We start from the raw sequence: 12777 nt of genomic DNA, 5'->3' as shown, positions 1-12777 counted from the left end.
GGGTTCCGGCAAGGGAGCACGGCCATGAGTACCAAGACCAAGCAGCAGAGCAAGCCTTCAGCACTGCGACACCTGCGCGCCAGCGACCTGCGCGGTGCCGCCCGCCTTGCCACCGAGGGCACGCAAGGCCTGACCCGGGTGGTCGAGGGCATGCACCAATCGGTCTGGCGCAGGCTGGGCGCGCCCGCTGGCGAGGTGCCTGGGAGGGCCCGTGGCCTCACCGGCCTGGCCTACCGCACCGTGCACGGGCTGACCGGTCTGGTCGGCGCTGGCGTCGAACGAAGCCTTTCCCTGCTGGAGCCTCTGATCGAGTCAGGCCAACCGGTGGATGCCGACAGTCCCGAGCGCGCCGCCGTGCTGGCCGCACTGAATGGCGTGATCGGCGACCGCCTGGCTGCCAGCGCCAACCCGCTGGCCACCCGCATGAGCTTGCGCCGGGCGGGCGCAGCGATCGACCCCGATGCCCTGAGCGCCGCGCCACGGCATCTGCTGCTGATCCATGGCCTGTGCATGAACGATCTGCAATGGCGGCGCGAGGGGCATGACCACGGCGTGGCCCTCGCCGCCTCGCTGGGCATCGCGCCCGTCTATCTTCGCTACAACACCGGCCGCCCGATTGCAGAGAACGGCCGCGAACTGGCCTTGCTGCTGGAACAGGCCTTGGGCACACGCGCAGGCGAACAGCTCGACGTGCTGGCCCACAGCATGGGCGGCCTTCTGATCCGCCATGCCGTGCACAGCGCGCGCCAGCTGGGGCTGCACTGGCCGGACCGGCTGCAGCGCATCGTCTTCCTCGGCACGCCGCACCAGGGCGCGCCGCTGGAGAAAGCCGGCAACTGGGTCGAGCTGCTGCTGGGCAGCATGTCCTACACCGCGCCGCTGGCCAAGCTGGCGAAAGTGCGCAGCGCCGGCATCACCGACCTGCGCCACGGCCTGGACGCGCAAGTGCAGCCCCTGCCCGAGGGCATCGCCTGCTTCAGCTACGCCGCCACGCTGGCAGCCAGGCGCGGCGCGCTGGCGGATCGCTTGCTGGGGGACGGCCTGGTGCCTCTGGCAAGCGCCCTGGGCCAGCACGCCGACCCTGAGCTCGGCCTAGCCTTTGCGAAGGAGCGGCAGGCCATTGGCTACAGCATGGGGCACCTGGAACTCCTGAGCCGGCCGGAAGTGACCGTTCAGCTCCAGGAGTGGCTGGCTTAGCTCTTCTTGGGCTTGAGCACCAGCGTGTCGGCAAAGCCGTCGGCACCGACCGGGGTCGGGGGCGCCGCGGGCGCCAGGGGCAGGAAGGGATCGATTGCGGCCGGGGCCTCAGGCTGAGGCGGTTCCGAATGCTTGAAGGGCCGCAAGGTGGCGGCCTTGGCCGCATGCTTGAGTTCGCCGAGCTCCTTCTGCAAGGCCTCGACCTGCTTGCGCGCCTGCGTGACTTGCTGGCCGGCAAACTGCCGCGCCTTCTCGACCTTGTCGACCCGCGCCGCGGCGGCCTTCATCTGCCGGCTGAACCACCAGAAAGCGGCACCACCGGCGACCCCCAGGCCGGCCAGGAATCCGGCGGCGGCGATCAACCACTGATTGGCGTCCATCTACAACCCTTCGCAATCTGCTGTTGCCTGGGCCAAATGTAGCGCTGCCCGCCCGGTCTGGGCAGGGGAAAAGTCGCGCTTGCCGGCCCAGCAGGGCTTGTGTCCGCCCTATGAGGGACAAATGACCGCCGACAAGCCTTGCCCCGCCTCACACCTCCAGCCACTCCTTGCGGATGTAGGCGTTGCCGCGCAGGTCGGCCGGCGTGCCTTCGAAGACGATGCGGCCGTGGCCCATCACATAGCAGCGTTCGGAAATCTCCAGCGCGATGGCCAGCTTCTGCTCCACCAGCAGCACGGCAATGCCGCGGCGCTTGAGTTCCTTCAGGTACTCGGCCACCAGCTCGACGATCTTGGGTGCCAGACCCTCGGTGGGCTCGTCGATCATGATGAGATCGGGGTCGCCCATCAGCGTGCGACACAGGGTCAGCATCTGCTGCTCGCCGCCTGAGAGCACACCAGCCTCGGTGTGCTGGCGTTCCTTGAGCCGCGGGAACATCTGGTACATGTCGTCGAAGCCCCACCTGGGATTCTTCGCGCCCGACTTCTGGCCGAGCATCAGGTTCTGGTGGACCGTGAGCTTGGGGAAGATGTCGCGGTTCTCCGGCACATAGCCGATGCCGGCATGGGCCACGCGGTAGCCCTTCTCGCCCAGCAGATCGCGATCGCCGAACTTGATCGAGCCATGGCCATCGACCTGGCCCATCACCGTCTTCACCGTCGTGGAGCGGCCCGAGCCATTGCGGCCGAGCAGGGCGACGATCTCGCCGGCCTTCACTTCCATCGTCACGCCATGCAGGATATGGCTCTTGCCGTAGAAGGCGTGGACGTTCTCAAGCTTCAGGTTGCGGGGAGCGTTCATGCGTGCACCTCGGCGAGAACAGAGCCCAGATAGGCTTCTTGAACTTTCGCATTCGCCCGCACCGCCTCCGGCACGTCAAAGGCAATCACCTCGCCATAGACCAGCACCGCGATCTTGTCGGCCAGGCCGAACACCACGCCCATGTCATGCTCCACGGTCAGCAGGGTCTTGCCTTCGGTGACTTCTCGAATCAGCTGAATGAAGCGCTTGGTTTCGCTCTTGCTCATGCCGGCGGTGGGCTCATCCAGCAGGATCACGCTGCTGCCGCCGGCGATCGTGATGCCGATTTCCAGCGCGCGCGCTTCCGCATAGGTGAGGTTCATCGCCAGCACGTCGCGGCGCTTGTCGAGCTTGATCATCTCGAGCACGGCTTCAGCGCGGTCGTTCGCGTCGTCCAGGTCGGCCAGGAACTTCCAGAAGGCGTAGCGGTAGCCCATGCTCCAGAGCACGGCGCAGCGGATGTTCTCGAACACCGACAAGCGCGTGAACAGGTTGGAGACCTGGAAACTGCGCGACAGGCCCCGGCGGTTGATCTCGTAAGGCTTCTTGCCGTCGATACGCTCGCCGTGCAGCTTGATCTGCCCACTGCTGAGGCCGAAGCGCCCGCTGATCAGATTGAAGAGCGTGCTCTTGCCCGCGCCATTCGGGCCGATGATGGCCACCCGCTCGCCCGGCCGCACCTGCAGTTGCGCGCCGCGGATGATCTCGGTCTTGCCAAAGCTCTTGCGCACATCCAGGAGCTCCAACGCAAATTCATTCGCCGCCATCAGAGGCTCTCCCGACGTTTGATCTCTTTTTCGATCTCTTCCTGGATCTCGTCCCACTCGCGCTTGTACTGGCGCCGCGCAACCTCGAACAGCACGAGGCCGATGGCCAGCACCATGCTGGCACCGAACCAGGCGTCGATGCGCGAGCTGTCCAGCGTGGCCCCCATGAAGACCAGCTCGGGGCCCATCGCTTCGTTCAACTGGCGGTGGTAGAGCATCTCGACCATCGCACCGCCGCCGACCAACATGGTCAGTGCCGTGCCGGCGAGCGCCAGATAAGACGTCCATAGCTTGGATAGCTTGCCAAAGGCCGCAACCCGCAGATTCATCATGATCAGGCTGGCCACGCCGCCGGGCGCGTACATCACCATGAACAGGAAGATCAGGCCAAGATAAAGCAACCAGGCCTTGGTCAGCTCGGACAGGAACACCAGCGCCACGACCATCAGGACCGCGCCGAGGATGGGCCCGAAGAAGAATGTCGCGCCACCGAGGAAGGTGAAGAGCAGGAAGGCCCCGGAGCGGGCCGCGCCCACGACCTCGGCCGTGACGATTTCGGTATTGATCGCACCCAGGCCACCGGCCACGCCGGCGAAGAAGCCCGAGATCATGAACACCATGTAGCGCACCCACTGCGTGTCGTAGCCGACGAACTCCACGCGCTCCGGGTTGTCTCGCACCGCATTCAGCATGCGGCCCAGCGGCGTGCGCGTCAGCGCGAACATCAAGCCGGTACAGATGAAGCAGTAGATTGCCACCAGGTAGTACACCTGGATCTGTGGGCCGAAGGTGATGCCCATGACAGGCGCGCCGATCACGCGGTTGCTGGAGACGCCGCCCTCGCCGCCGAAGAACTCCGGCAGCATCAGGAACATCGAGCCGATCAGTTCTCCGAGGCCCAGCGTGATCATCGCGAATGGCGTGCCAGCCTTCTTGGTCGAGACATAGCCCAGCAGGCTGGCCAGCAGAAGGCCCGACAGCCCGCCGACCAGCGGCACCAGGCTGACCGGAATCGGCAGCGCACCACGTGTGATCACGTTCAGCGTGTGGATCGCCAGGAAGGCGCCGAAGCCGCTGTAGATCGCGTGGCCGAAGCTGAGCATGCCGCCCTGCCCCAGCAGCATGTTGTAGGCCAGGCAGGCAATGATGCCGATGCCGATCTGGGTGAGCATGGTCTGGGCGAGGCCGCTGGTCCAGACCAGCGGCGCCACGGCCAGCACCAGGGCGAAGAAGCCCCAGACGACCCAGCGGCCAACGTTGTAGGGTTTGAAATGGAAGTTGGCGGTTCCCGCGAGGACTTTGTTCATCAGGACTCCCGCCGGGCCGCACCAAGGGAGGCCTGCGCCCCCTCGGGGGGCAGCGAACGAAGTGAGCGTGGGGGCATCATTTTTTCAGTCCTCCCGCGTGCCAAGAAGGCCCTTGGGCCGGAAGATCAGGATCAGCACCATCAGCAGATAGGGCAAGGTGGGGGTCAGGTCGGCCACGCGCTGGCGCAGGATGGGGTACAGCACGCTGTCAGGCCCGAACTTGATGCCGATGCCGGCCAGGGCCGAACCCAGCGAGGCATCGATGGTCAGCGGCAGCGTCTGCAGGAGACCGATCACCAGCGAGCCGACGAAGGCACCGGCCAGCGAGCCGATGCCGCCCACCACGATGACCACGAAGATGATGGGCCCGACCACCAGCGCCATCGAGGGCTCGGTGACGAAGGTGAAGCCGCCAATCACACCGGCCAGCCCCGCCAGTGCGCAACCGCCGCCGAACACCATCATCAGGACGCGCGGCACGTTGTGGCCCAGGGCCTCGGCCATATCGGGATGGGTGAGCGCCGCCTGGATGACAAGGCCGATACGGGTACGCGTCAGCAGCAGCCACAGCGGAGACGAGCATCAGCAAAGCCACGCCCATCATGAACAGGCGGGTCAGGGGAAAGTTGGAGCAGGAAGCCTGGGCGCAAACATCGGCCGGTGCAGCACCCCAGACAATGGAGAAGCCCGAGCTGGCACTCTGCACGAATGTGAAAGCCGAGCCTTGCAGTGAAGGCGGCGGCGTGAAGGGAACGGCCGTACGGCCGAAGATCAGTTGCACCAGCTCGAGGATCACGTAGCTGACGCCGAAGGTGATCAAGAGCTCAGGCACATGGCCGAACTTGTGGACCCGCCGCAAGGCCATGCGCTCGAAGCCCGCGCCCAAGAGCCCCACCACCAGCGGCGACAGGATCAGCGAAGGCCAGAAACCCAGCACGCCCACCAGCGCATAGGCCGCATAGGCGCCCAGCATGTAGAAGCTCGCATGGGCGAAATTGAGCACACCCATCATGCTGAAAATCAGCGTCAGGCCGGAGCTCAGCATGAACAGCAGCAGTCCCGAGGACAGGCCGTTCAGCAAATTGATGAGGATTTGGTCCACGACGACTCACTCAAGAAGGCCGGCGCGCGAAGCGCCGGCCTCAGGTGCTACTGATCAAGTGGCACCCGTGGAACTGGCTTTGCCAGGCCACTGGGTGCGCCCCCTTGAGGGGGAGCCGCGTAAGCGGCAACGGGGGTGGGCCTTAAGGCCTCTTCATCTGGCACGAGGTCGGCGTGCTCGAAACGTACGACTCGTAAGTCTTCACCGGCGCCAGCGTGTAGCCCGTGTCTTCCGGGCTGTACGGGTACTGCTTGCTGGCCTTTTCCCAACGCGTCACGTACAGCGGCTGCTGCAGCTGGTGGTCGGTCTTGCGCATGGTCACTTCGCCATTGAAGCTCTTGAGCGTCAGGCCTTCCAGCGCGGCAGCCACCTTGACCGGGTTGGTCGACTTGGCGTTGGCCATGGCCTGACCCAGGTAGTTCAGGATATGCACCAGGCTGTTGGTGTACAGGTCGTCCTTGAACTTGGCCTTGTACTCGTCGCCCCACTGCTGCGTCTGGCCACCCATGTTGTAGTGGCTGTAGGCCACCTGGTAGATGCGGCCGGCGCCGGCCGCGCCGATGGCTGTCGGCGTGCCCGTGGTGCTGGTGTAGTAGGTGAAGAACTTGCCCGTGTAGCCGGCTTCGTTCGCCGCCTTGATGAACAGCGCCAGGTCGGAGCCCCAGTTGCCGGTGATCACCGTGTCGGCGCCGCTGGCCTTGATCTTGGCCACATAGGGCGCGAAATCGCGCACCTGGGCGATCGGGTGCAGGTCTTCGCCGACGATCTGGACATCCGGGCGCTTGCGGGCCAGCAGTTCCTTGGCGTACTTGGCGACCTGATGGCCGTGCGCATAGTTCTGGTTCAGCAGGAAGACCTTCTTCACGTCCGGCATGTCCTTCATGAAGGTCGTGATCGCTTCCATCTTCATCGATGTGTCGGCGTCAAAGCGGAAGTGCCAGTAGTTGCACTTGCTGTTGGTCAGGTCGGGGTCGACCGCCGAGTGGTTCAGGTAGACGACTTCCTTGCCCGGGTTGCGCTCGTTGTGCTTGATCACGGCGTCCAGCAGCGCGGCGGCCACGCCCGAGCTGTCGCCTTGCGTGACGTAGCGGATGCCCTGGTCGGTGGCAGCCTTGAAAGCCGTCAGCGTTTCAGCGGGGCTCAGCTTGTTGTCGAAGGTGACCAGTTCGAACTTCACGCCGGCCGGGTTGCTCTTGTTGTACTTCTCCAGCAGGAACTGCAGGGTCTTGACCTGGTTCTGGCCGACCGGGCCCAGGAGGCCGGAGAGAGGATCGATGAAGGCGATCTTGACCGTTTCGCCCTTCTGCGCCAGGGCCGTGCCGGCCATCAGGCTGAGGGTCACCGCCGCGGCGGTCATCGTCAGGGTGCGCTTGCTGCTGTACATCGTTGTCTCCTTTTGGTTTGCAAGGTCTAAAGACTTGTATTGCTTGCGCGGCCACAGTAGCGGGTCTGCGCCCGCTCGGCCCTGGGGACTTCCCCCACCTGAGGTGCAGACTCAGGCGCCCGGCAGGCGGTGGTCCTTGAACTGCTCGCGCAGTTTGAGTTTCTGAATCTTGCCGGTGGCCGTGTGCGGGATCTCCGCCACAAAGACCACGTCATCCGGGATCTGCCATTTGGCGATGCGCCCTTCGTAGAAGGCCAGCAACTCTTCGCGCGTCAATTCGGCATTGGGCTTCCTGACCACCACCAGCAGGGGACGTTCATCCCACTTGGGATGGCGCGAGGCAATCGCCGCCGCCTCGTGCACGGCCGGATGGGCCATGGCGATGTTCTCGAGGTCGATGGAGCTGATCCACTCACCGCCGGACTTGATCACGTCCTTGCTGCGGTCGGTGATCTGCATGAAGCCGTCGCCGTCGATCGTGGCCACGTCGCCGGTCGGGAACCACTGACCCTGACCCTTCACATCGACCAGCGGCGACTCCTTCGCGCCGTAGTACTGGTTGATCACCCAATGGCCGCGCACGACCAGGTTGCCCGACGCCTCGCCGTCCCATGGCAGCGCTTCGCCCTCGTCGTCGATGATGGCCATGTCGATGCCGTAGATCACCTTGCCCTGCTTCTCCAGGACCTTGCGCTGCTGTTCGGGTGGCAGCAGGAGCTGCTTGCTGGTGAGCTTGGACAGCGTGCCCAGCGGCGAGAGCTCGGTCATGCCCCAGGCATGGATCACTTCGACGCCATAGTCGTCCATCAGCGTGGCCAGCATGGCCGGCGGGCAGGCCGAGCCGCCGATCACGGTGCGCTTGAAGGTCGTGAACTTCAGCTTGTTGGTCTTCACATAGGTGAGCAAGCCCAGCCAGACCGTGGGCACGCCGGCACTGAAGGTGACGCCTTCGCTCTCGAACAATTCGAACAGCGACTTGCCATCCAGGTGCGGGCCCGGGAACACCAGCTTGGCGCCAACGATGGCCGAGCTGTACGGCAGGCCCCAGGCATTGACGTGGAACATCGGCACCACCGGCAGGATCACGTCCTTGGCCGAGCAGTCCATCGCGTCAGGCATCGCCGAGGCGAATGCATGCAGCAAGGACGAACGGTGGCTGTAGACCGCACCCTTGGGGTGGCCTGTGGTGCCCGAGGTGTAGCAGATGCTGGAGGCCGTGTTCTCGTCGAACAGCGGCCACTGATAGTCGCCGTTCTCGGCTTCGACCAGCTCTTCGTAGCAGCGCAGGTTCGGGATCGTGGTGGCTGCCGGCATGTGCGAACGGCCGCACATCAGGATGTAGTGCTTGATGCTCGGCATCTGAGCGCAAAGCTTCTCGATCAGCGGCAGGAAGTTCAGGTCGAAGCACAGCACCGAGTCTTGTGCGTCGTTGGCAATCCAGGCGATCTGCTCAGGGAACAGGCGCGGGTTGATCGTGTGGCAGACCAGGGCCGAGCCCGAGCTGCCGTAATAGATCTCGAGATGGCGGTAGCCGTTCCAGGCCAGCGTGGCAATGCGGTCGCCGGGAGCGCAGCCCAAGCGCGCAAAGGCCTGCGCGAGCTTGCGTGAGCGCAGCTCCACGTCCTTCCAGGTGTAGCGGTGCAGGTCGCCTTCGACCCGCTTGCTGACGATCTCGGTGTCGCCGGCATGCCGTGCCGCATGCTGGATCAGCGAAGAAATCAGCAAGGGCATCGCCATCATCTGGCCCATCATCGCCATGGCAGTCTCCTGGACATTCTTGTGTCTTTGTCGTCAGCGTCGCTGCCACCGCAGGACAGCCGGTCTCGGGCCATGTTAACCCTCTGAAACTTGGTGCAAAGTCACCCTCGTTACACTGCGGGCATGCACGTTTTCCCTGGGCTGGCGCTGGCTCGCAGCGCCCAAGGCTACAGCCGGCTGGGGCCGGATTTCCTGACCGAACTTTCGCCCGAACCCGTCCCCGGGCCGCATTGGGTGGCCCACAGCGAACCCTGCGCGGACCTGCTGGGTCTTGCTGCGGACTGGCGCAGCCCCGAAGCGCTGGCGCTGCTGAGCGGCAATGGCGGTGGCGCAGGCAACGGCATCGGCTGGGCCAGCGTCTACAGCGGGCACCAGTTTGGTGTCTGGGCCGGCCAACTGGGCGATGGCCGCGCGCTGCACATCGGCGAGATCGAGAACAAGGGGCAGCGCTTCGAGCTGCAGCTCAAGGGTGCCGGTCGCACGCCCTACTCGCGCATGGGTGACGGCCGGGCGGTCTTGCGCTCCTCGATCCGCGAGTTCCTTTGCTCCGAAGCCATGGCCGCCCTGGGCATCCCGACGACGCGCGCGCTCTGCATCACCGGCTCCAGCCTTCGGGTGCGGCGCGAGGACGTCGAGACGGGCGCCATCGTGACCCGGGTCGCGCCGAGCTTCCTGCGTTTTGGCCATTTCGAGCATTTCGCGCATCACGGCCTGCTGCCGCAATTGCAGCAGTTGTTCGAGCATGTGCTGGACCAGCATGCGCCGGAATGCCGCGACGCCGCTGTGCCCGCGGCCGCCCTGCTGGAGAGAATCAGCCGCCAGACCGCGAGCCTGATGGCCGACTGGCAGGCCGTGGGCTTCATGCATGGGGTGATGAATACCGACAATATGTCGATGCTGGGCCTGACGCTGGACTACGGCCCCTTCGGCTTCATGGACGGCTTCGATCCCGGCCATGTCTGCAACCACAGCGACCACCAGGGCCGCTATGCCTATGCCCGGCAGCCCAATGTGGCGTTCTGGAATCTGCATGCGCTGGCACAGGCGCTGATACCCTTGGTGCCGGGCGCCCCGGAGACGGCTTCGGAGCCTTTGCTGGCTGCGCTGGAGTCCTACCGCGAGGCCTTCCCTGCCGAGATGCTGGGCCGCCTGCGTGCCAAGCTGGGCTTGGTCAGCAGCCTGCCGCAGGACCGCGAACTGGCCGACGACTGGCTGAAGCTGATGGCCGCCCATCACACCGACTACACGATTGCCTGGCGGCGGCTGGGCAGCTTCGACAGCAGCGCCGGGGCGAGCAATGAAGCCATGCGCGATCTGTTCGTGGACCGCGAGGCCTTCGATGCCTGGGCCCAGCGCTACCGCGCCCGCTTGCAGGCCGAGGCCAGCAGCGACGTCGAGCGCCGCAAGCGCATGACCGCGGTGAACCCGGCCGTCGTCCTGCGCAACCACCTGGCCGAGGGCGCCATCCGCCTGGCGCGTGAGGGCGATTTCACGGAAATCGAGCGCTTGCTGAAAGTTCTGCAGCGCCCGTTCGACGAACCGGTGCTGGCCTCCGACGCCGGCTTCCCGCCCGACTGGGCGGCCCAACTTGAGGTGTCCTGTTCATCATGAGCTCATCCGACAAGACCTACCCGGTCCAGAAGACCGATGCCGAGTGGCGCGAGCAACTCGACCCCATGCAATACCAGGTGGCCCGCCACGCAGCCACCGAGCGCGCCTTCACCGGCAAGTACTGGGACCACTGGCAAAGCGGCGAATACAAATGCGTAGGCTGTGGTACCAGGCTCTTCGAGGCCGACACCAAGTTTGACGCCGGTTGCGGCTGGCCCAGCTACTGGGCGCCGGTCAATTCGGAGGTCATCGAGCGCGTGGTCGACAAGAGCCACGGCATGGTGCGCGTCGAGGTGCGCTGCAACAACTGCGGCTCCCACCTGGGCCATGTGTTCCCGGACGGCCCGCAGCCGACCGGCGAGCGCTTCTGCATCAACTCCGCCGCGATAGACTTCGCGCCCGATAGCGATTCCAAGCCCTGATCGATGAAGATCCTGTTCGACTTCCTGCCGCTGGCGCTGTTCTTCGTCACCTTCAAGCTGGCGGAGGGCCGCAAGGCCGCCGCCGCCCTGTTCGCGACCGAGCATTTCGGCTTCATGGTCTCGGGCGGCCAGGTCGGCCCCGAAGAGGCACCGGTGCTGCTGGCCACGCTGGTGGTGGTGGCCGCCACGTTGGCCCAGGTGCTTTATCTGAAGCTGCGCGGCAAGAAGGTCGACCTGATGCTGTGGATCAGCCTGGCGCTGGTGGTGGTGCTGGGCGGCCTGACCGTCTGGTTCCACAACGAGACCTTCATCAAGTGGAAGCCCACGGGCCTTTACTGGGTCATGGCGCTGACCTTCTGGGGCAGCCAGGCCTTCTTCGGCAAGAGCCTGATCAAGGCAGCGCTGGGCAAGGAGATGCCCTTGCCCGAAGAAGTCTGGCGCCGCCTGAACTGGGCCTGGGTCGGCTTCTTCGCCTTCATGGGCCTGGTCAACATCCTGGTCGCCTACAACTTCTCCACCTCCACCTGGGCCAGCTTCAAGGCCTTCGGCACGGTGGGCATGATGATCGTCTTCGTGCTCGGCCAGGGTTTCTATCTGGCCCGCCACCTGCCCGACGAAGAGCCGGCGGCCGAGGAGCCCAAGACATGAGCATCACCCCGATCACCCCGAAGGCCAGCCTGGCCGAGATCGAACGCCGCCTGCGCGCCGCCCTCGATCCCATTGAATTGCAGCTGCAGGACGACAGCGCCCAGCACGCCGGCCATGCCGGTGCACGCGAGGGTGGCCACTACAGCGTGAGCATCGTCAGCGCCAGCTTTACGGGCCTTAACAAGGTGGCTCGGCATCGGCTCGTATATCATTCCCTCGGTGAATTGATGCAGCAGGGCATCCATGCGCTGGCCGTCCAGGCCCGCGCCCCGGGAGAACCCTGAGGCCTCGAAAACCCAAGCGATGCGCCGCCCTGGCGCCATTTTTTTAGCCTAGCTAGACACCCAATCCCATGAAGAAGTTTGTGCTTGCCGCCGCAGTTGCGGCCCTGACCGCTGCGCTCGTGCCCGTGACGGCCAGCGCGCAAAACATCACCACCGTCAACGGCAAGGCCGTGCCCAAGGCACGTGCCGACTCGCTCCTGAAGCAAGTCGCGTCCAATGGCCAGGGCCAGGCGATCACGCCGGAGCTGGAAGCCCAGGTCAAGGACGAAGTCGTGCTGCGCGAGATCTTCATCCAGGAAGCCGAAAAGCGTGCCATTCCCCAGTCGGCCGCCTACAAGGACCAGATGGAACAGGCTCGCCAGATGATCCTGATCCGCACCCTGTTCGACGACTTCAAGAAGAAGAACCCGGTCACGGACGCTGAAGCATCGGCCGAGTACGACAAGTACAAGGCCGCCAACGCCGGCCTTGAGTACCGTGCCCGTCACATCCTGGTCGAGAAGGAAGACGATGCCAAGGCCCTGATCGCCCAGATCAAGGCTGGCGCCAAGTTCGAAGAGCTGGCCACCAAGAACTCCAAGGACCCCGGTTCGGCAGCCAACGGCGGTGACCTCGACTTCGCCAACCCGAATGGCTACGTGCCCGAGTTCTCGCAAGCCATCAAGCTGCTGAAGAAGGGCGAGATGACCGAGACCCCGGTCAAGACGCAATTCGGCTACCACGTCATCCGCCTGGAAGACACCCGCGAAGCCACCTTCCCGGCCTTCGACGACGTCAAGGCCCAGCTGAAGCAGCGCATCGAACAGCAAAAGGTCGGCGCCTTCCAGCAAGAGCTGAAGAGCAAGGCCAAGACCGACTACAAGTGGAGCAAGTAAATCGGCTCGCCCCGAGGCGTTAAAAGCCTGGGATGACCTGAAGAAGCCCGCCTCTCGGCGGGCTTTCTTTTGGGTCCTTCACCGATCTGCGGTGAAGTCCACAAACGGCACTTTGCAGCCGTTCGCGTTGAAGCTCGTTCGCGCTGCCGAGGCCATCGGGTGAGGGCTTGTGCTCCTGTCCCC

General features: G+C 64.9%; 12 protein-coding genes and 1 pseudogene. 6 read left to right on the top strand and 7 right to left on the bottom strand.

Going from position 1 to position 12777, the window contains the following annotated elements:
- Positions 1-24: 24 nt before the first annotated feature.
- Positions 25-1197, top strand: coding sequence for an esterase/lipase family protein (locus tag ABT392_RS03450; protein WP_334278715.1), 1173 nt, complete (start codon positions 25-27; stop codon positions 1195-1197).
- On the opposite strand, the gene ABT392_RS03445 is transcribed toward ABT392_RS03450, so the two are convergent.
- The 7 genes and pseudogenes from ABT392_RS03445 to ABT392_RS03415 form a co-directional block, all read right to left on the bottom strand.
- Positions 1194-1577 (bottom strand): hypothetical protein, encoded by a 384-nt coding sequence (locus ABT392_RS03445; RefSeq protein ID WP_334278714.1) that lies wholly within the window; start codon positions 1575-1577, stop codon positions 1194-1196. The genes ABT392_RS03450 and ABT392_RS03445 overlap by 4 nt on opposite strands.
- A 148-nt stretch (positions 1578-1725) precedes the next feature.
- Complete coding sequence (locus tag ABT392_RS03440; protein ID WP_395386606.1) at positions 1726-2436, bottom strand: ABC transporter ATP-binding protein; 711 nt, start codon at positions 2434-2436, stop codon at positions 1726-1728.
- Positions 2433-3203: an ABC transporter ATP-binding protein gene (locus tag ABT392_RS03435; RefSeq protein WP_395386607.1), complete on the bottom strand. Its 771-nt coding sequence runs from the start codon at positions 3201-3203 to the stop codon at positions 2433-2435. Before ABT392_RS03435 ends, ABT392_RS03440 begins: the two co-directional genes overlap by 4 nt.
- Positions 3203-4510: a branched-chain amino acid ABC transporter permease gene (locus tag ABT392_RS03430; protein ID WP_395386608.1), complete on the bottom strand. Its 1308-nt coding sequence runs from the start codon at positions 4508-4510 to the stop codon at positions 3203-3205. The genes ABT392_RS03435 and ABT392_RS03430 overlap by 1 nt, the downstream gene beginning before the upstream one ends.
- An 84-nt stretch (positions 4511-4594) precedes the next feature.
- Positions 4595-5555, bottom strand: a pseudogene (locus tag ABT392_RS03425) (branched-chain amino acid ABC transporter permease).
- 199 nt (positions 5556-5754) lie between these two features.
- Positions 5755-6996 (bottom strand): branched-chain amino acid ABC transporter substrate-binding protein, encoded by a 1242-nt coding sequence (locus tag ABT392_RS03420; protein WP_334278709.1) that lies wholly within the window; start codon positions 6994-6996, stop codon positions 5755-5757.
- A 111-nt stretch (positions 6997-7107) separates the two neighbouring features.
- The gene (locus tag ABT392_RS03415) at positions 7108-8754 is read right to left on the bottom strand and encodes a 3-(methylthio)propionyl-CoA ligase (RefSeq protein ID WP_395386609.1); all 1647 of its coding nucleotides are present in this window, start codon (positions 8752-8754) and stop codon (positions 7108-7110) included.
- A gap of 123 nt (positions 8755-8877) precedes the next feature.
- On the opposite strand from ABT392_RS03415, the gene ABT392_RS03410 reads away from it, so the two are divergent.
- The 5 genes from ABT392_RS03410 to ABT392_RS03390 all read left to right on the top strand — a co-directional run bounded on the left by ABT392_RS03410 (position 8878) and on the right by ABT392_RS03390 (position 12594).
- Entirely contained in the window at positions 8878-10365 is a 1488-nt protein-coding gene (locus ABT392_RS03410) for a protein adenylyltransferase SelO (protein WP_395386611.1), read from the top strand.
- Entirely contained in the window at positions 10362-10787 is a 426-nt protein-coding gene (gene msrB / locus ABT392_RS03405; protein ID WP_334278706.1) for a peptide-methionine (R)-S-oxide reductase MsrB, read from the top strand. The genes ABT392_RS03410 and msrB overlap by 4 nt, the downstream gene beginning before the upstream one ends.
- A gap of 3 nt (positions 10788-10790) precedes the next feature.
- Entirely contained in the window at positions 10791-11435 is a 645-nt protein-coding gene (locus ABT392_RS03400; protein ID WP_395386612.1) for a septation protein A, read from the top strand.
- Positions 11432-11719 carry a BolA family protein gene (locus tag ABT392_RS03395; protein ID WP_334278704.1) on the top strand — a complete coding sequence of 96 codons (288 nt, stop codon included), beginning with the start codon at positions 11432-11434 and terminating at the stop codon, positions 11717-11719. Before ABT392_RS03400 ends, ABT392_RS03395 begins: the two co-directional genes overlap by 4 nt.
- A 68-nt stretch (positions 11720-11787) precedes the next feature.
- Positions 11788-12594: a peptidylprolyl isomerase gene (locus ABT392_RS03390; protein ID WP_334278703.1), complete on the top strand. Its 807-nt coding sequence runs from the start codon at positions 11788-11790 to the stop codon at positions 12592-12594.
- Positions 12595-12777: the final 183 nt, after the last annotated feature.

The organism is Paucibacter sp. JuS9 (genome assembly GCF_044043925.2).
Taxonomy (GTDB): domain Bacteria; phylum Pseudomonadota; class Gammaproteobacteria; order Burkholderiales; family Burkholderiaceae_C; genus JAUASW01.
This window is presented reverse-complemented; position numbering and strand designations above follow the sequence as displayed.

What these genes read in the sequence shown, in the direction of transcription:
- ABT392_RS03390 (WP_334278703.1), top strand. Translation starts at nt 11,788, where the DNA reads ATGAAGAAGTTTGTGCTTGCCGCCGCAGTTGCGGCCCTGACCGCTGCG.
- ABT392_RS03445 (WP_334278714.1), bottom strand. Translation starts at nt 1,577, where the DNA reads ATGGACGCCAATCAGTGGTTGATCGCCGCCGCCGGATTCCTGGCCGGC.
- ABT392_RS03435 (WP_395386607.1), bottom strand. Translation starts at nt 3,203, where the DNA reads ATGGCGGCGAATGAATTTGCGTTGGAGCTCCTGGATGTGCGCAAGAGC.
- msrB (WP_334278706.1), top strand. Translation starts at nt 10,362, where the DNA reads ATGAGCTCATCCGACAAGACCTACCCGGTCCAGAAGACCGATGCCGAG.
- ABT392_RS03430 (WP_395386608.1), bottom strand. Translation starts at nt 4,510, where the DNA reads ATGAACAAAGTCCTCGCGGGAACCGCCAACTTCCATTTCAAACCCTAC.
- ABT392_RS03420 (WP_334278709.1), bottom strand. Translation starts at nt 6,996, where the DNA reads ATGTACAGCAGCAAGCGCACCCTGACGATGACCGCCGCGGCGGTGACC.
- ABT392_RS03410 (WP_395386611.1), top strand. Translation starts at nt 8,878, where the DNA reads ATGCACGTTTTCCCTGGGCTGGCGCTGGCTCGCAGCGCCCAAGGCTAC.
- ABT392_RS03415 (WP_395386609.1), bottom strand. Translation starts at nt 8,754, where the DNA reads ATGGCGATGATGGGCCAGATGATGGCGATGCCCTTGCTGATTTCTTCG.
- ABT392_RS03450 (WP_334278715.1), top strand. Translation starts at nt 25, where the DNA reads ATGAGTACCAAGACCAAGCAGCAGAGCAAGCCTTCAGCACTGCGACAC.
- ABT392_RS03395 (WP_334278704.1), top strand. Translation starts at nt 11,432, where the DNA reads ATGAGCATCACCCCGATCACCCCGAAGGCCAGCCTGGCCGAGATCGAA.
- ABT392_RS03440 (WP_395386606.1), bottom strand. Translation starts at nt 2,436, where the DNA reads ATGAACGCTCCCCGCAACCTGAAGCTTGAGAACGTCCACGCCTTCTAC.
- ABT392_RS03400 (WP_395386612.1), top strand. Translation starts at nt 10,791, where the DNA reads ATGAAGATCCTGTTCGACTTCCTGCCGCTGGCGCTGTTCTTCGTCACC.